The 17,033-nt window shown below is 41.8% G+C and carries 19 protein-coding genes; 11 read left to right on the top strand and 8 right to left on the bottom strand.

Annotation, left to right across the window (positions count from 1 at the left end):
* Positions 1-71 precede the first annotated feature (71 nt).
* From VIM89_RS00160 to VIM89_RS00140, 5 genes are all read left to right on the top strand, one after another.
* Positions 72-389, top strand: coding sequence for a rhodanese-like domain-containing protein (locus tag VIM89_RS00160; protein ID WP_488154086.1), 318 nt, complete (start codon positions 72-74; stop codon positions 387-389).
* 1 nt (position 390) lies between these two features.
* A complete protein-coding gene (locus tag VIM89_RS00155) occupies positions 391-579 on the top strand; it encodes a DUF6358 family protein (protein WP_488154085.1) in 189 nt (62 codons plus the stop codon).
* A 13-nt stretch (positions 580-592) separates the two neighbouring features.
* Positions 593-1,498 carry a prohibitin family protein gene (locus tag VIM89_RS00150; RefSeq protein ID WP_488154084.1) on the top strand — a complete coding sequence of 302 codons (906 nt, stop codon included), beginning with the start codon at positions 593-595 and terminating at the stop codon, positions 1,496-1,498.
* Between the two features lie 78 nt (positions 1,499-1,576).
* Positions 1,577-1,978 carry a hypothetical protein gene (locus VIM89_RS00145; protein ID WP_488154083.1) on the top strand — a complete coding sequence of 134 codons (402 nt, stop codon included), beginning with the start codon at positions 1,577-1,579 and terminating at the stop codon, positions 1,976-1,978.
* Positions 1,979-1,983: 5 nt separating this feature from the next.
* Positions 1,984-2,406 (top strand): DUF3805 domain-containing protein, encoded by a 423-nt coding sequence (locus VIM89_RS00140; protein ID WP_488154082.1) that lies wholly within the window; start codon positions 1,984-1,986, stop codon positions 2,404-2,406.
* A gap of 176 nt (positions 2,407-2,582) precedes the next feature.
* On the opposite strand, the gene VIM89_RS00135 is transcribed toward VIM89_RS00140, so the two are convergent.
* Entirely contained in the window at positions 2,583-2,777 is a 195-nt protein-coding gene (locus VIM89_RS00135) for a GIY-YIG nuclease family protein (RefSeq protein ID WP_488154081.1), read from the bottom strand.
* A 75-nt stretch (positions 2,778-2,852) separates the two neighbouring features.
* Positions 2,853-3,863 carry a dipeptide epimerase gene (locus tag VIM89_RS00130; RefSeq protein ID WP_488154080.1) on the bottom strand — a complete coding sequence of 337 codons (1,011 nt, stop codon included), beginning with the start codon at positions 3,861-3,863 and terminating at the stop codon, positions 2,853-2,855.
* A gap of 104 nt (positions 3,864-3,967) precedes the next feature.
* Here VIM89_RS00130 and VIM89_RS00125 point away from each other — a divergent pair, with 104 nt between their 5' ends.
* Both VIM89_RS00125 and VIM89_RS00120 read left to right on the top strand, forming a co-directional pair.
* A complete protein-coding gene (locus VIM89_RS00125; RefSeq protein ID WP_488154079.1) occupies positions 3,968-4,090 on the top strand; it encodes a hypothetical protein in 123 nt (40 codons plus the stop codon).
* 141 nt (positions 4,091-4,231) lie between these two features.
* Entirely contained in the window at positions 4,232-5,221 is a 990-nt protein-coding gene (locus tag VIM89_RS00120) for a hypothetical protein (RefSeq protein WP_488154078.1), read from the top strand.
* On the opposite strand, the gene VIM89_RS00115 is transcribed toward VIM89_RS00120, so the two are convergent.
* The 4 genes from VIM89_RS00115 to VIM89_RS00100 all read right to left on the bottom strand — a co-directional run bounded on the left by VIM89_RS00115 (position 5,190) and on the right by VIM89_RS00100 (position 8,818).
* Positions 5,190-5,831, bottom strand: coding sequence for a rhomboid family intramembrane serine protease (locus VIM89_RS00115; protein WP_488154077.1), 642 nt, complete (start codon positions 5,829-5,831; stop codon positions 5,190-5,192). The two genes, VIM89_RS00120 and VIM89_RS00115, sit on opposite strands and share 32 nt — an antisense overlap.
* A 3-nt stretch (positions 5,832-5,834) precedes the next feature.
* Positions 5,835-7,580: a M14 family zinc carboxypeptidase gene (locus VIM89_RS00110; protein ID WP_488154076.1), complete on the bottom strand. Its 1,746-nt coding sequence runs from the start codon at positions 7,578-7,580 to the stop codon at positions 5,835-5,837.
* Positions 7,581-7,715: 135 nt separating this feature from the next.
* Complete coding sequence (locus VIM89_RS00105) at positions 7,716-8,063, bottom strand: MmcQ/YjbR family DNA-binding protein (RefSeq protein WP_488154075.1); 348 nt, start codon at positions 8,061-8,063, stop codon at positions 7,716-7,718.
* A gap of 5 nt (positions 8,064-8,068) precedes the next feature.
* Positions 8,069-8,818, bottom strand: a complete 750-nt coding sequence (locus VIM89_RS00100; protein WP_488154074.1) for a hypothetical protein — start codon at positions 8,816-8,818, stop codon at positions 8,069-8,071.
* A 93-nt stretch (positions 8,819-8,911) separates the two neighbouring features.
* Here VIM89_RS00100 and pepT point away from each other — a divergent pair, with 93 nt between their 5' ends.
* Complete coding sequence (gene pepT / locus VIM89_RS00095; protein ID WP_488154073.1) at positions 8,912-10,153, top strand: peptidase T; 1,242 nt, start codon at positions 8,912-8,914, stop codon at positions 10,151-10,153.
* A gap of 89 nt (positions 10,154-10,242) precedes the next feature.
* Here pepT and VIM89_RS00090 read toward each other — a convergent pair whose 3' ends face one another.
* Positions 10,243-11,475 carry a peroxiredoxin family protein gene (locus VIM89_RS00090; RefSeq protein ID WP_488154072.1) on the bottom strand — a complete coding sequence of 411 codons (1,233 nt, stop codon included), beginning with the start codon at positions 11,473-11,475 and terminating at the stop codon, positions 10,243-10,245.
* Positions 11,476-11,532: 57 nt separating this feature from the next.
* A complete protein-coding gene (locus tag VIM89_RS00085; protein WP_488154071.1) occupies positions 11,533-12,672 on the bottom strand; it encodes an acyl-CoA dehydrogenase in 1,140 nt (379 codons plus the stop codon).
* An 880-nt stretch (positions 12,673-13,552) separates the two neighbouring features.
* On the opposite strand from VIM89_RS00085, the gene VIM89_RS00080 reads away from it, so the two are divergent.
* The 3 genes from VIM89_RS00080 to VIM89_RS00070 all read left to right on the top strand — a co-directional run bounded on the left by VIM89_RS00080 (position 13,553) and on the right by VIM89_RS00070 (position 17,028).
* Positions 13,553-15,607: a M13 family metallopeptidase gene (locus VIM89_RS00080; RefSeq protein WP_488154070.1), complete on the top strand. Its 2,055-nt coding sequence runs from the start codon at positions 13,553-13,555 to the stop codon at positions 15,605-15,607.
* A gap of 255 nt (positions 15,608-15,862) precedes the next feature.
* Positions 15,863-16,471 carry a nicotinamide riboside transporter PnuC gene (gene pnuC, locus VIM89_RS00075; protein WP_488154069.1) on the top strand — a complete coding sequence of 203 codons (609 nt, stop codon included), beginning with the start codon at positions 15,863-15,865 and terminating at the stop codon, positions 16,469-16,471.
* Positions 16,471-17,028 (top strand): AAA family ATPase, encoded by a 558-nt coding sequence (locus VIM89_RS00070; protein ID WP_488154068.1) that lies wholly within the window; start codon positions 16,471-16,473, stop codon positions 17,026-17,028. Before pnuC ends, VIM89_RS00070 begins: the two co-directional genes overlap by 1 nt.
* Positions 17,029-17,033 lie beyond the last annotated feature (5 nt).

Below are 17,033 nucleotides of genomic sequence, written 5' to 3'. Positions count from 1 at the left end.
TTGTTACAAAAGATGTGACTTATTAATTATACAGAAAAAGCCTACATTTGATTTAAATTATTTTTAACACCATGAAAGAAATAACTGTTGAAGAACTGAAGGAAATGATGGATAAAGGCGAAGATTTTCAATTAATTGATGTTCGCGAAGATTTTGAATATGAAATGTCTAACCTGGGCGGACTGCTGATCCCGCTGGGAGGAATATTGATAGAAGCTGAACGTATTGCCAAAGATAAACCCGTAATTGTACAATGCCGCAGCGGCAAACGCAGTGCTGCAGCCATTGCCCAATTGGAGCAAAATTTTGGATTTACCAATTTATATAATCTGCAGGGCGGCATTTTAGCCTGGCAACAGGAAATTGACCCAACTATAGAAGTTTATTGATATGGGTAAGAAATTAGCGCTTAACGTAATTTACAACCTTGCCCTTGTTTTCTGCATCATTATGATATGGACCGGCATCGAAAAAAGCCGGTATGAGTATATTTTGGGTGCAGTGTTTATAGGTGCAGTGTTTGTAATTTTAAAAGTGCGTCTCCTCAAGGAGGTGCGCAACATGCAGAAAAAACTTTAAAAATTAAAAACCTATGTTTATCGCAATTTTAGGGATCATTATACTCATTGTGGGTATAGTTCTCAAGCGTTCGCCTGAACCATCCAATCGTTTTGGCGGTATAGTTAACCGGGTTGGAGTTGGTGTCATCGTCATTGGCTTGGCTTTATCTATGTTCAAGCAGATAGGCGCGGGTGAGGTTGGCGTGCAAACTCTGTTCGGCAAAGTTCAGGATAACGTATTGGGTAGCGGTCTGCATATCATCAATCCGCTGGTTGAAGTAACAAATTTTGAAACCCGCACACAGAACTATACCATGAGCGGAGTTGCTACTGAGGGACAAAAAGAAGGAGATGATGCTATCCGGGTATTGTCATCAGATGGCTTGGAGGTAACTATAGACTTGTCAGTCCTATACAATGTAAATCCCTCAAAAGCACCCTTTATATTGCAGAACATAGGTATTAATTATGAAGATAAGATCGTTCGCCCGATAACCCGTACGGCAATACGTGATAATGCGGTAAATTACCAGGCGGTCGATCTTTATTCAACTAAAAGGGCCGAATTTCAGTCGCGGATCAATCAAACCATTACCAAAAGCTTTGAAAAGAACGGCCTCGAAGTGCAAAGTGTGCTGATTCGCAATATTTCACTGCCGGCATCGGTAAAAGCAAGTATCGAATCCAAGATACAAGCGGAGCAGGAAGCACAGAAAATGCAGTTTGTGTTACAGAAAGAACGCCAGGAGGCCGACCGTAAACGCGTGGAGGCCCAGGGTATCGCTGATTACCAGAAGATCATATCCGAAAGTCTTTCCGATAAGCAATTGCAGTACGAAGGCATCAAGGCTCAAAAAGAAATTGCACTTTCACAAAATGCAAAGGTGATCATTATTGGGAATGGGAAAGGAAACCCGATCATGCTGAGCGATAAATAGAATTAACACGAATTTTTCGAATTGGGGCGAATTGCACGAATTGAGTTTGGCAACAAGTCCATTTATAATCAAGTTTTGATGAGAAAATATATAATAGCCTTTTTAATGATCCTGGGGTCGGTTTCGGTATTCGCACAAAAACCGCATACGGTAAAAGATCTATTGGGCAAATGGGAAGGCCGGGATTCACGAAATGAGGTTGGAGGGTTAACATTCCTGAAAAATAATACGCTCATCCTTTCGGTACGGTATACCGATTCTCCGCCTATGAAGTATACAGTCGATTTTACCAGCAATCCTGCGAAGATCGACCTGATCGCTCAAAATCCAAATAATAATTCCCGTATTAGTATGATGGGGCTACTGCAGTTTGTTGATGTCAATACGCTTAAATTCCAGATATTTCCCAATGGCATCCGGCCGGGCAATTTTGATCTGCAATCAAAACAAACGGTGCTTATTTTGAAAAGGGTGAGGTAGGGATTATGAATTATTGGGAATTTAGTTCATCCAGTGGCTGGTTTTCCACGACATTGCCTGAAAATTGGTCGGAGTATGAAGATGACGAAGGTACTTATGCCTTTTTCAATACCTCTGAATGGAGCGGAAATTTAAGAATAACGCCTTACCGCTGGGAAGAAGGTGGCGTAGATAAAGGACCTCAATATGTTCAGGACGAGCTAAACGAAAATGAAGACGCCGTTTTGACCAAACTAGGAGATTGGGAGGCTGCGTTTTATAGCGGTGAAGCTTCGGAAGATAGTATAATTTATTATTGGATGATTGGATTTGAAAGCACTCTGCTTCTGTGCTCATTTACAGCTGACAAGGAATTTATCGGATCAGAAAGCCATAACAAAGAATTAGTGATAGTCGAAGAAATTTTGAGCAGTATTAGAATAAATTAAATTTCGGTCTTGTAAAGAGGGTGTCATGCTGAGTCACTCGAAGCATGGTGGGTAAAGGCCTCTGCGAGATGCTTAATATAAGAGACTGTTTTCGTTTTGACAATTTCGGCAGTAAATCCCATCTTCCCTGAATCAAAGCTTCTTTCTTTCTTTTATTCCAACCTTTGACCTGCTTCTCAAAAGTTATTGCTTGTGTAAACCTCAGTAAACATTTCCTGGAAAACCAATTTTACAGGTCTTCTTTTAAATGTATACGACTTGGGGTCAATTCCATTTGTATGTTCGTATAAACGCCGGTCTAAGTTGTTGGTTATTCCTGTATAATAAGAGTTATCGTTACAAAGTAAGATGTAGACAAAATATTGGCTCATTTGATGTTTCCGTTCCTAATAATAACCCCATTCCCACCACACCGTGCTTCGAGTGCCTCAGCATGACACCCCTTTTTACTTCTCTAATCCTAGGCCTGGTTTGTTATTCAACACCCATTTCCCATTCTTAAACTCCGGCATTTTGAATGGGTTATTTTTAGTCAGCAGCGGTCCATCCAGATCGGCCCAGTCGCATTGGGGGGCAAGGGCGGCGGCAGCCAATGTAGCGCAGCTGGTTTCGCTCATACAGCCGATCAGCACTTTCAATCCCAATTCTTTTGCTTTCAGTATCATTTGATGCGCCTCGTGCATTCCTGCCGACTTCATCAGTTTTACATTGATGCCATGATAAACACCTTTGGCTTTTTCTACATCGGGTAAGCGTTGAACCGCTTCATCACCGATAATTGGAATTGGACTGCGTTCTGTAAGCCACGCATTGCTGTCAGGGTCGGTTTTTAGCATGGGTTGCTCTATAAGTACCACGCCGTGTTCGTGCAGCCAGTGGGTCATGTCCAGGCTTTGGCGTAGGTCGGTCCAGCCCTGGTTGGCATCTACATACAATGGTACATCGGTAACTGAGCGTATGGTTTCAATAAGTTCCTTATCGCTGTCCCTACCCAATTTTACTTTGATCACTTTGCATTCATCGGCCTCTTTTACTTTTTTAATGATCACCTCAGGTGTATCGATACCCACTGTAAAACTGGTAACAGGCATTTTAGCAGGATCGCTGCCTAATAGTTGCCAGCAGGGTTGTTGTTTTATTTTACCATCAAGGTCATGTAAAGCAATATCAACAGCCGCCTTTATAGCCGGATTGCCAGGAGCAATGCTGTCGAGATAATCAATGATCGCATCGAAATCAAAAGGATATTTGAACTGCGAAACGTCGATCTTATTTAAAAACTCAGCCGCACTTTGATGACTTTCGCCCATATAGGGTACCATAGAGGCTTCGCCGTAGCCGACATATCCTTCGTGCTTTATCTGTACAAACATTAAAGATGTAGAGGTCCGTGAAAATTTAGCAATAGTGAAGGGGTGCTTTAATTCAAGCTCAAAAGGTTGGTAAGTCAATTCCATGTTCGGATTCAAAGCTAAAATATTTGTTGGGAAGGTGAAAGCGGAAAGGTAAAAGGCGAAAGCTAAAAGGTGAAGGGTATAAAATCATCACTCAGAATTGCCATATGCATGTAACGCATAGCAGCTCATTTAAAAAACTATGTCATTTCGATGAGCCGCTGGGGACACTGCGAGTGGGCGAAGAGAAACCTTATACAAGCGACATGCAGGCTATGCAGATCGTATAAGATTTCTCCTCACGGCCACCGCTGTCGCCCGCCCGTTCGTCGAAATGACATTACTTTTTATTGGAGACAAAACTAATCACCGCAATGTCATCACCCTAAAAACAATTACCCCCTGAAAATTTCATTCTTATCTTTGCGGCCATGCCGGCACAAATTTATTATCCATTCCAGCAATTTAATTTCAGTAACCGCGTCTGCTTTTTGACAGGTCAAACTTTATCATCCGAAGAAGAAAAGATACAGGTATTCCCTGCCTGGCTGATGAGTCGCTACAATTTAGAGGACCAGCCTTTTAAATTACTGGATGAAAGTTATGCTACTTACAAAGACCTGAAAGTTCCATGCGCAGCACAGATAAATGAGCAGTATCTGGAGCCTTTAGAAGCAGAAATTGCCGAAGCATTTAATGCCGGTTTTGCTGCGGTTAAACAGGTAGATGAGATAAAACTTTTTCAATGGGCAGGCAAGCTGCTGTATGGCATTTTATTTAATGAGGTGCAGGCGGGTATAAAACAGCAGCACGCGCAGGGACAGGAGTTCAATATTTCTCAATCTCTAATTCATAAATTCAGCAACCTGCATTTGATGCTGCAAAGCATTTGTCAGCCAATCGTATTTGAAGATTTTAAGCCGTTCAGCCTGTTTTTGTTTAAGGTGGATAATGAAGAAGACTTATTCGGTTATCGCGATGAGATCAATACTTTAACCTTTTCGCTGCGGATAAAAGATTTTGGGCTGATCATCTGCCTCCAGGATAACGGTGCGAACCGAGCTTATCATAAAGAGGTACTCGAAAAAATTGAAGGCAAGCCACTTCATCCTATCCAGTTTGAAGAGTTTAACGCGCGGATATTTTACTCGGCTTACCTGTTTAACCGTCTGCCAGAATATAATGTGCTGCCAGCCGGTGAAGAAACTTTTATCGAGGCTATGCCGCTTCGTGGTATCAGCAGCAAACCACTTTTCGATTTTTGGCAGGGCAAAATCTATGGGCAGGTGCTTGAGAACTTCTGGAAAAAGTGGGGCTATGTTTTGTTCGAGATCATTAAAGATCCCGAAAACCCTATGAGCTTTTTACTGGATGCCGATGGTAATTTTATTAATGGAACAGTGATTGAACTCCCCCGGTAACTGCATGCAAAAAATAAGGTACCACCTGCGGGATCAATATAATAGTGATCAAAACGCCGCTTAAGGCCCCGAAAAAGTGCGCATCATGATTGATATTACCAATGCCTTTTTTAGATGAGTAAGAGCAGTAAATGAGATATAATACACCGAAAAGAACTGCTGGAATGTGAAACTTCGGTATAAATATTAAGCCCATTTCGCCTAAAGGATTAAATAATATTGCACTGAATACAACACCACTAATAGCGCCTGATGCTCCTAAACTACGATACCAAAAGTCATTTTTATGTTTTATTACTGATGGCAAATCGCTTAAAATCAGGCTAAACATATAAAGCAATCCAAACTCCCAGTGACCCAAGATTTTCTCTAAATCAAAGGCAAAAAAATAAAAGGTCATTCCATTGAACAACAAGTGCATGAAGTCGGCATGAATAAACCCGCTTGTAATCAGCGTATACACATATTTCCCTCGTGATACATTATAAGGCTGTAAGATCAGCCTGTTATACACATCTTCATTATAAAAAGCAATAAATGTAACTATTAGGGTTATTGCAGCTATAATACAAGCTACCGGGGACGTTGCAAAACTAATATCTTGTTCCATTAATTATTGTATATCGAGTTTGGTATCAGTTAACAACCTGCCTACCGGGTACCGAAGATAGGTTTTTTCAAAATAGGGTGAATTGCGGTACACAAAATTTAATTGAGCGGCAGCGCTATTGGCCAGTTGCGGGTTCTTTGCTTTCTCATCATCCAGCTTTTTGCGCAGATCAGGATCTTTTTTTAGTAATTCTGCCGCATCGTCTTCAAAAACATAAGCAGAGAAATATTCCTTTTCGCCCAAAACTGAATCAAAGAAGTTCCATGCAAAAAAGGAATCGACACCTTGTGGCTCTAAAGTTTCTACAATGTATCTGTTCAGCGCCTGGTTGGTATACACTACATAATCTCCCTCATAAAACTTCACCTTCATATCAACCGGGTTCAGCTTCACATTATTGTGCAGGTAATGCCCTTCATATGGCCTGGTTGGCGTTTTATAATCGGCTATGTAATACATCTGCAGATCCAAAGTAGTGTCATGTTTTAGGCGGTGCATTACAATGTTGTTCAGCTTAAATAGTCCGATCACTTTTTGCCATGCCTGCGGGATGACATAGGCTATTGGCTTATCCACAAAAACCGAAGCTTTATAATTATCAAAATATTTGATGGTTTTGGTATAAGGTTTAGTCCGGTCGTAATACAATCTTGGCAGACCGCTCACTTCGCTGGGCTTATGCCCGGCTGTGAAGCCTTTAAAGCTGAGCGTGTCGAATTTACTTTCGTCTACTTCCCAATTCAGTGCAAAGGTCTTTTGATTTTTCACCTGTTCATCAGCCTTGCGCTTTACTTCGCCTATTATTTTGGCATCACGCTGGCAGATGTCGATCAGGTGCCTCATGAAATCATAAGTAGCATATACCCGCTTATCGAAGGGCTTCAGCATATGCGTTTCGGTAATATAGCTAATGATATTGTGCTGGGCAGTATAGCCGGTTGCAAAGCGTGGCGTTTCTAAAAAGCTTACGATGCCCGAATCGGGAGTTCCTTTTACTTCCTCTACATAAGGCGTCATTTCATAACCGCTTTTGGCCATGCGTTTGTATAGTTCGGGCGAAAGTGTTTTGGAAGTGTATTCTGCCAGAATAGGATTTTGTTTATCTTTTTGCGTTTCGATGAGCGTCATTACATACTGGTAATCGGCGCCATCGCTGGTATGGTTATCCAGGAAAACTTCCGGCTGCCAGGTGTTCAGTATTTTCTCAAAGGCCCATGCGTTCTGGCTGTCGGCTTTTATAAAATCACGGTTCAGGTCGAGGTTTTTATAATTTCCCCTGAAGCCATAAGCACGCGGACCATTCTGGTTGATACGCGATACGCCACGGTTTAAACAGCCGTCAATATTATAAACAGCAATAAAACAAAGCACAACGTCATTAGGCAACTTACTATTCTTTAGCAAATCGCGTGTAAGCATCATGCTGGCATCAATGCCCTCCGGTTCGCCGGGATGGATACCATTGTTGATGAGCAGAACTCGTTTGTTTTGCTTTTTGATCATCGACGGATCAAATACACCGTTTTTTGAAAGAACGATCAGGCTCAAAGGTTTACCCACATCTGTGGTTCCGTAACTAAGCATCCTCATCTGGCGTGGATACAACTTCGCCAGCTTTTGGTAATAGGTTATGATCTCGGCATAAGTTGCTGTATAATTTTTATCGCTGCTTTTTTCAAAAGGAGTTAATTGTGCTTTGGCTTGCAAAAAAACAAAAGAAGCCAGCGCGGCCAGGAGGAGTTGTTTCATTGAGAAATGTTTTAGCAAATATAAGTTTGACAGCTAATTAACAAGCCGGATAGCAGGGAAATTACAAATACTTGCTATAAATGGTGTTCACACTGTTCACGAGCGTTCACGGACCTGTGAACGTGAACACCACGGTCATTTTATCTGATCACGAATATTTTTCGGAAGACTTTTGAGCACCAGTTCATACGAGTGATCGATCATGTCACAAATCTGCCGGCGGCTAAGGTTGCCGTTGGTGTGCACGGTATTCCAATGCTTTTTATTCATATGGTAACCGGGCTGAACTTCTGAGTGTTGTTCGCGGAGCTCTATGGCACGTTCAGGGTCGCATTTTACATTGAAGCGGTCGCCCTGGGAAAGACTGGTAAGCAGGAATAGTTTTTCGCCAACTCTAAACACCAGGGTATCTTCGCCAAAGGGCATATCTTCGGTTACCCCCGGTTTTGTGAGACAATAATCACGTATCTGTTCAATATTCACAGCTGTTATAACTGCCTGATGACTTTAGTATAAGAAGTAACGTTACCGAAGTTGAATTTAACCCCAACAACAATCTGGGTGTACTGGTTGGTCGCGTTATTTTTGAAATGATTGGATGGGTCGTCGTAGCCGTCAAGCCCTTCACCAAAAACCAGGTTGTGTATATAACCGATATTGATGGACATAAACGGCTCCTCATACTCATTAAATATCTTAAATTCATATCCAAAACGCAGTGGGATAGTCAAATTTATACTGCTGTTGGTGCCCGGGAAAACGTAAGTAGATGCGCCGTAGTTAGGTAAACCGTTTTCTCCATAATATACGTTGGTGCGTTGTACCGTATTGCCATTGAAAATTAGACCAGCACCGCTGCCAAAATACAAGCCTTTTAAATAGCTGTTAAAGTAACTTTCGGTATAATCAAGTACTTCGCCCAATTGGAAATCACCATGCAAAATTAGGCCCTCGAAATGGTTGGTATACATACGGCCATACTTGTCCAGATCCGGTGTAAGACCGCCGCCTGATAAGGTACCAAATTGTAATTCGGCAGTTATTGGAATATATGGGCTATAATTATAAGTAAAGCTGACGCTTTGTCCTATGTGATAATCCTGTCTGTTCAGGTTGGTGTACCCACGCTCATAACAAATATCTAAACCGATGCCGAATTCTTTATAGTTATAACCTACCTGGGCCTTAACCATAATAGCAGAAGACACGAATGTGAAAAGTAGGATGAGTTTTTTCAAAGTTTAAATATTAATCAATATTTTACAATTTTTGAACAGGGATTCTTTTCGACTCCCCAAAAATAAAATTTCTATCCATATAAACACTATACCATGGACTTAAAATTTACTGTTACTGAGCGTTTTTTGCGCTATGTAACTATCGATACCCAATCAGACCCCAACTCCGGCACCTGCCCGTCCACCGCAAAACAAAAAAACTTAGGGCTTTTACTTGTAACGGAATTATTGGACATGGGGTTACACGACGCACACCTGGATGACAATGGCTATGTATATGCCACAGTACCAGCCAATAGTAAAAAGGCCAACGTTCCGGTTATTTGCTTTTGCTCGCATATGGATACCGCACCCGATTGCAGCGGGACAGGAGTAAAACCGATCATCCATAAAAATTACCAGGGGCAGGACTTGATCTTACCTGATGACCCTTCGCAAGTTATCAAGTTAAATGACCATCCTGAATTAAAGCACCAGCTGGGTAACGACGTCATCACAGCCAGCGGAACCACTTTGCTTGGAGCGGATAATAAAGCAGGCGTGGCCGAAATAATGGATGCCTGTTACCAACTGATAAATAATCCTGAAATAAAGCATGGTGATATTCGCATATTATTTACTCCCGACGAAGAAATAGGACGGGGAGTGGACAAAGCCGATCTGAAGAAACTCGGCGCTTATGCAGGATATACAATGGATGGTGAAAGTGCAGGCAATATGGAAAATGAAACATTCTCTGCAGATGGGGCTAAACTCATCATCAATGGTATAAGCTCGCACCCGGGTTTTGCCAAAGGAAAAATGCAAAGCGCCATAAAAATTGCCGGACAAATTGTTGCAGCGTTGCCTTATGATCTTTCACCAGAAGGAACTGAAAATAAAGAAGGCTTTGTGCATCCTGTAAGCATTAGCGGGCATGTGGAAACAGCGGAAATCGATTTCATCATTCGCGATTTTGACGATCAAAAGTTAAAGCAACATGCTGATGTGATCCGCACAATAGCTGGCGAGGTATTGAAGAAATTCCCAGGATGCAGTTACGAGCTAAAAATACACGAGCAATATCGTAACATGAAAAAGGTGTTGGACAAGCATCCTGAAATTGTTGAATATGGCATGGAAGCTATACGTCGAGCCGGACTCGATGCCCGCTTGTGCAGTATCAGAGGAGGTACAGATGGTTCAAGGCTTTCATTTATGGGATTGCCCTGCCCCAACATTTTTGCAGGAGAGCACGCATTCCATAGCAAACACGAGTGGGTATCAGTTCAGGATATGCAAAAGGCAGTTGAAACGATTTTGCATTTGTGTATGATTTGGGAGGAGAAGAGTTAAGTCCGAAAGTCCGCATAAGTCGGTAAGTCCGCAAGATTAACCATAACAGTTTTTTTCCTTTCGGACTTATGCGGACTTTCGGACTAAAATTATTTCTCTGCCAGCAAATCATCCGTCAGCTTTTCAAATTCCTTAGTAAACTCTTCGTAGTATTTTCCGGTACCCGGACCACTAAAGCCGGTATGTATTTTACGTACATCACCTTTTTTATCGATGATGATAGTAGTCGGGAAACCTTTATAATCAGCCAGCATTGGCAGGCTTTTCTGCGGGTCGCCTTTGCCAGGAGTGTAACCGGTAATAAGCAGCGGATAAGTAATATTGAACCTGTTTTTCAGCTGGGTTAATGTTGGTACCGATTTCTTGAAATCAGTGGTGCGTTCATAAGCCAAACCGATTATTTCAACTCCTTTTGGGTGATATTTTTTATAATAGTTCACCAAATATGAGGTCTCATCCATACAGTTTGGACACCATGAACCTAACATCTGCACGATAACCACTTTGCCTTTGAACCTTGGCTCATCCAATGATACCTTCTTACCTGTTAAATCAGGAAAAGTAAAATCGATCTTTTTGTACCCGGGTTTTAAATAAGTGAGGGAGTAAGCATCAGGTAATTTGGCGTTGGCATCTTTTACTGCTGTCCAGGTGTCTAAACTTGAATAACCTGCATAATACTTACCATTTACTATGTTTTTGCCATTTTTAATATCTGCGGTAAATAAAAAGGCATGCCCGCCATCAAAAGTTGACAGGTATAGTTTATTACCGGCAAGCGTTCCTTCAAGAAAGCGGTCATCGCCGGTAGTGGTTAAAAATGTACCTGTCACTCTTGACCCAACTTGTTTAAATTCGCCAACAGTGGTGTCTTTATTACCATCACTAACAAATATTGCCGACCATCTGCCCGTAATGTTATAAGCAGGTTTTTCAGATGATTTGAAAAAGCGAAAATCCTGGCCGGCAGTGGCTGTAAAATCCATGGCAGCGTCTTTGTCGCCATAATGTTTTATCCATTTCCCATTTAATGAGCCTCCAGTGTATTTCAGTTTAAATTCTGAGTTGAACAAAGGCATACGAATAAAAACCGAGTCGCCTTTTTGCCCGATGTCGGTCACTTTAAATCTTTCCGCGCCGTTATGTATGGCTATTTGCTGCTTTCCGTTAACATCGGTCACATCAAAATTAAAAGGCAGATTATTACCTGACGGGCTTGAAAGCACACCGCGCCAGATACCGGTTTTTAACTTGCTTTGGGCAAAACTTGTATTAACGATAAGTAAGATAAGGGAGGCAAACAACAGATTTTTAAAACGCATTACTCAGATAGTCTATTAAATTGATATACTTTTTCAAAGTACGTGAAAACAATCCAATTATTTCAATACTTCCCGCGAAATGACAATCTTCTGAATTTCAGAAGTTCCCTCGTATATCTGCGTAATTTTGGCATCCCGCATCAGGCGCTCTACATGGTATTCCTTCACAAAGCCATAGCCGCCATGAATCTGAACTGCTTCTACCGTAGTCCGCATGGCAACTTCTGATGCATATAATTTAGCCATTGAGCTTGCCTGCGCATAAGGTAAACCGTGATCTTTTAACCAGGCAGCCTTTAAACAAAGCAGGCGTGCGGCTTCAATTTCAGTCGCCATATCCGCCAGCTTAAATTGTATGGCCTGCAGATCAGAGATAGTTTTGCCGAATGCTTTGCGTTCTTTTGAATATTGAAGGGCCAACTCATAAGCACCCGATGCTATACCCAAAGCCTGTGAAGCAATACCGATGCGACCACCTTCCAAAGTTTTCATGGCGAACTTGAATCCAAAACCATCTTCGCCTATCCGGTTTTCCTTCGGAACTTTCACATCGGTAAACATTAATGAATGCGTATCCGATCCACGTATGCCCAACTTATTTTCTTTAGGACCAACGGTAAACCCCGGCATTTCTTTTTCTACTATCAAAGCATTAATGCCATGATGTTTTTTTGATGCGTCGGTTTGCGCGATCACCAGATAAGTAGATGCAGTTCCGCCATTGGTTATCCAGTTTTTGGTACCATTTAGCAAATAATGGTCACCCATATCAATAGCGGTTGTCCGTTGAGAAGTGGCATCGGAGCCAGCTTCCGGTTCGGATAAACAGAAAGCACCTATCTTTTCACCTTTGGCCAATGGCACCAGGTACTTTTGCTTTTGCTCCTCGGTTCCATATTTCTCCAGACCATAGCATACCAGCGAGTTATTCACCGAAACAACTACCGAAGCCGAAGCGTCGATCTTAGACAGTTCCTCCATTACCAGCACATAGGATATGGCATCCATACCACTGCCACCATATTCAGGCGAAACCATCATGCCCATAAAACCCAGCTCGCCCATTTGTTTTACTTGTTCAGCTGGGAATTTCTGGTGCTCATCGCGTTCTATTACACCGGGCTTCAATTCGGTCTGCGCAAAGTCTCTCGCCGCCTGGCGTATCATTAATTGTTCTTCGGATAATTCAAAATGCATAGAATAACAGGTTACAGCTCAAAAATAATATTATGCACGCATAGTAAAAAGCAGCGCACAAAAAAAGAGAACTTTTTTCAAAGTTCTCTTTCCCCTAATTAATTTAAACTATTGATTAAACCCAAAACAAAGAACAAAATATCCCAGCTTGGGCGTCTGAGAATTCTAAATAAAGTTTTTCATAGGTAGATGAAATTCTATTTTTTTCACAGATGTTTTGCAGAGTCGTTTAATTACAAACAAAAGTAGAGCCACAATTTGCCAAATTCAATGACTAATACGTCAGGATTTGCAATCTGATTGTAACAAGATTATTAAAATCTTAATAGTTTAGTTTGGTAATTAATTTAGTTAGATTGCACTTAATACTAAATTATAAATCTCCTAAACTATTATGCTATTAACTGATTTTGAGTATCTTAACAATTCTGAAGAAGCCTTTAAAAAGAAGATTGCGCTGCAAATAAAGACTTTGCGCAGGCAAAATCAGGTGACTCAGGAGAAATTTTACAGTGAGACAAATATCAATATTGCAAGGCTCGAATCCGGCAAAGTTGATATCAGATTAGACACTTTACGCAAGGTTTGTTATTACTTTGACGTGTCATTGTCTGGTTTTTTTCATGGAATTTATTAAAAGTGTATGCTTTTCAGGAATATCAAAAATCACTTTTATTCCAGTATTTGCTACACTTTTGTATTTTTTTTCAAACAATAAACAATAAAAAAGACATTATTTAGTTATCCAATCCTTCCAAGTCGCTCCTTATCCATCGCTTTTATTTTTGATTCTCTTTGGTGACTTCTGCATATTTTATTTTAACCAATACATAAAAAGCGGGTTCTATTTTTCTTTAGGTTTGTCCTAAATCGAGTTTTTATGGAGCAAATCGACAAAAAACCAGTTATTTATATAGCGGCCATTGCTGCCTTTGCATTGTGCGCCTACCAAACCAAACAATTTACTGATAAACCCAACGACCCGGTTTATAACAACCTCGACCAAAGCGTTAAGCCCGGTGATGACTTTTTTAAATACGCCAACGGCGGCTGGCTGAAAAAGAATCCTATACCGCCGGCCTACTCCAGTTGGGGCATTGGTAATGTGGTTTCGGAGGAGATACGTGAACGGTTAAAAAAGATCAATGAAGATGCATTAAAAGCCAATGCACCAAAAGGGTCGGCTACTCAAAAGATTGGCGATTTCTATTACAGCGGACTGGATAGTGCGGGGATTGAAAAATCGGGCCTTTCGCCTTTATCAGCTCAGATTAGTCTTATTGAACAGGCAAAAGACAAAAACGACATCCTGAATGTTGCCGCAGTGCTTTCTACAACAGGCACACGTAATATTATTGGCGCGCGGGTAGAGCAGGATGATAAAAATAGCTCGAAAATGATGGTTCAGCTAGGTCAAACCGGCCTCAGCCTGCCCAATCGTGACTATTACTTTAAAACTGATGCCCGTACTACACGTATCCGTACAGATTACAGTACTAAATACCTGCCTGCTATGCTCGCTTTATCCGGATGGGATGAGCAGAAAGCCGGCGAAGGCGCAAAGAGTGTATATAATATAGAAAAATTCCTGGCCGAAAACAGCCGCAAGCTGGAAGACCTGCGCGACCCATACGCCAACTACCATAAAATGCCGGTGGCTGAGTTAAACAAACTGACGCCAGAAATTGACTGGAATGATTTGTTTAAAAAACTGGAATATAAATCAGTCGATACGGTAATCGTCGGTCAGCCGGAATATTACAAGGCCGTAAGCAAGGCGCTAAACGATTTTTCGGTGGATGACTGGAAGGCTTACCTGCGTTTTAAGCTGATCGGTTCTTATGCACCTTACCTGAATAACGCGGTTGTTGAAGAGAACTTTCGTTTTGCAGGAAAAGTAATGCGCGGACAAAAAGAGCAGCTACCCCGCTGGAAACGTGTGCTGGATAATGAGAACGGTTTAATGGGTGAGCTATTGGGTCAGCTGTTTGTGAAGGAATATTTCTCTGAAAAGAGCAAAGAGCGTTATGTGGCTATGGTGGAGGCTATTCGCGAAGCTTATCGTGAGCATATTCAGAAGCTGGATTGGATGAGCCCTGAAACCAAACAAAAAGCTTTAGAGAAACTAAATGCTATCCATCCAAAAGTAGGCTACCCTGATCAATGGAAAGATTTTTCGACTTTAACCATCAACCGCGAATCCTACGCAGCTAATGTAATGAGCGCGCGTCATTGGGCTTATATGGTGAACGTGAATAAACTGGGCAAGCCGGTAAACCATAAGGAGTGGAACATGTCGCCGCAGACTTATAATGCTAATTATAGTCCATCAAACAATGAGATCACCCTGCCTGCTGCGCAATTCCTAATCCCGGGCATTAAGGATGAAGATGTGGATGATGCTGTAGCATACGGTTATGCCGCTGCATCAACTATAGGGCACGAGATCACGCACGGTTTTGACGATGAGGGTCGTCAATACGATATGCATGGCAACCTGAAAACCTGGTGGACTCCGCAAGATTCGGTAAAATTTTCGCAGCGTGCACAAATGCTGGTAGATCAGTTTAACAGCTATGTGGTTTTGGACAGCCTGCATGTAAATGGTAAAGCTACATTGGGCGAAAATATTGCCGACCTGGGCGGTATTGTATTGGGTCTGGATGCTTTCAAAAAAACCCAACAATACAAAGAGGGTAAAAAGATCAACGGACTTACTCCGTTACAACGCTTCTTCCTCGGCTACTCTCTAGGCTGGCTCGGCCAGGAACGTGACGAGGTATTAAGTAACCAGATCCTAACCGACGTACACGCGCCGGGCTTCCTTCGTGTTAACGGGCCATTCAGCGATGTGCCGGAATTTTATAAGGCCTTTGACATCAGGAAAGGTGATAAGATGTGGCTCGACCCGGATAAACGCGTAAGAATTTGGTAAGAGCTTATTCACAAGATAGAATTATAATGCCTTTTATAAGTCTGACCCGTAGGGTCTACCGCTTTGTAGAAATTCAATAGACGAATTTTTTGCCTCGCAGAGGCTACCCTTATTCCGCCGTCAAATGCCTGCCTGGTCGGCGAAGGGTAACCTCTACGAGGCATTTTTTATTGTTGATCTTTCTCCTACAAAGCGGTAGACCCTATGGGTTCATCATCCCTTAACAGAGGCCGTTAAAATTGTATATTTGGCCTTATGCATATTATCCATTCTTTGCAGGAGTGGTGGCAACATCAAACATGGCTCGAAATTATTGGTGTAATCACCGGTCTGCTTTGCGTTTACCTTGCCGCGCGGAATAATATCTGGAATTGGCCCCTGGCCATCATCAGCGTGGGTATTTATATTTTTATCTTTTTTAAAAGTCACCTGTATGCCGATATGGGCCTGCAGTTTTACTTTATGGCGATGAACATCTATGGATGGTATTACTGGAGCCATAAACCTGCTGACGAAAACAAAACTCCAGTTGTAAAGGTCACAAGGAAAGAAACCATTTTATCTATCATCGCCATCATAGTTTTTACTGTTTTCCTTGGATCAGTGCTAAAATATACACCTGCGTCCTTTCCATACCTGGATAGTTTTTGTACAGCCTGTAGCCTGGTTGCGCAAGTATTTTTAGCCCGCAAGGTTTTAGAGAACTGGCTGATATGGGTGTTTGTAGACATTATATATGTAGGGGTATATATTTTCAAACACCTTGATCTGACCGCCGTTATGTATGCAATTTACGTGGCGATAGCCGCTATGGGATATATCGATTGGAGAAAAGAATATCAAAAACAACTGGAATTCAAATAATGCCAACTGCCAACTATCAACTGCCAACTCAAATCATCAAGATCGCGGTCGTGGGCCCTGAATCCACCGGAAAATCTACAATGTCGGCTTTTTTGGCGGAACATTACCATACAGTTTGGGTTCCCGAATATGCGCGTGAGTATTGCGAGAAATTGACTGAACCACCTACCTGGCAAGACGAGGTCAATATGTTTTACGGGCAATTAGCGCTTGAGCAAGAATATCTGCCTAAAACAAATAAAATACTCATCTGTGATACCACCTTCATCACCGTAAAAATTTGGAGCAATGAGATGTTTGGCCGCTCTCCGCAGGAAGTGCTGGATGAATTACCAAAACACCCCTATGACCTATACCTGTTGCTCAATATCGATCTTCCCTGGGAAGATGACCCGCTTCGTGATTTTCCAAACATGCGCGAACATTTTATGGGAGTATGGCATAAAGAGTTGCAAGACTTAAATGCCAATTATGTCACCATATCAGGCACAGGCCAGAATCGGTATGAAAGTGCTGTGAAGGCAGTTGACAAGTTTCTTTTGAAGTCAGAAGTCTGATATCA

The organism is Mucilaginibacter sp., assembly GCF_036568825.1.
Classification (GTDB): Bacteria; Bacteroidota; Bacteroidia; order Sphingobacteriales; family Sphingobacteriaceae; genus Mucilaginibacter.
The sequence above is the reverse complement of the archived record's forward strand: the minus strand, read 5'-3'. Positions and strand labels throughout refer to the sequence as shown.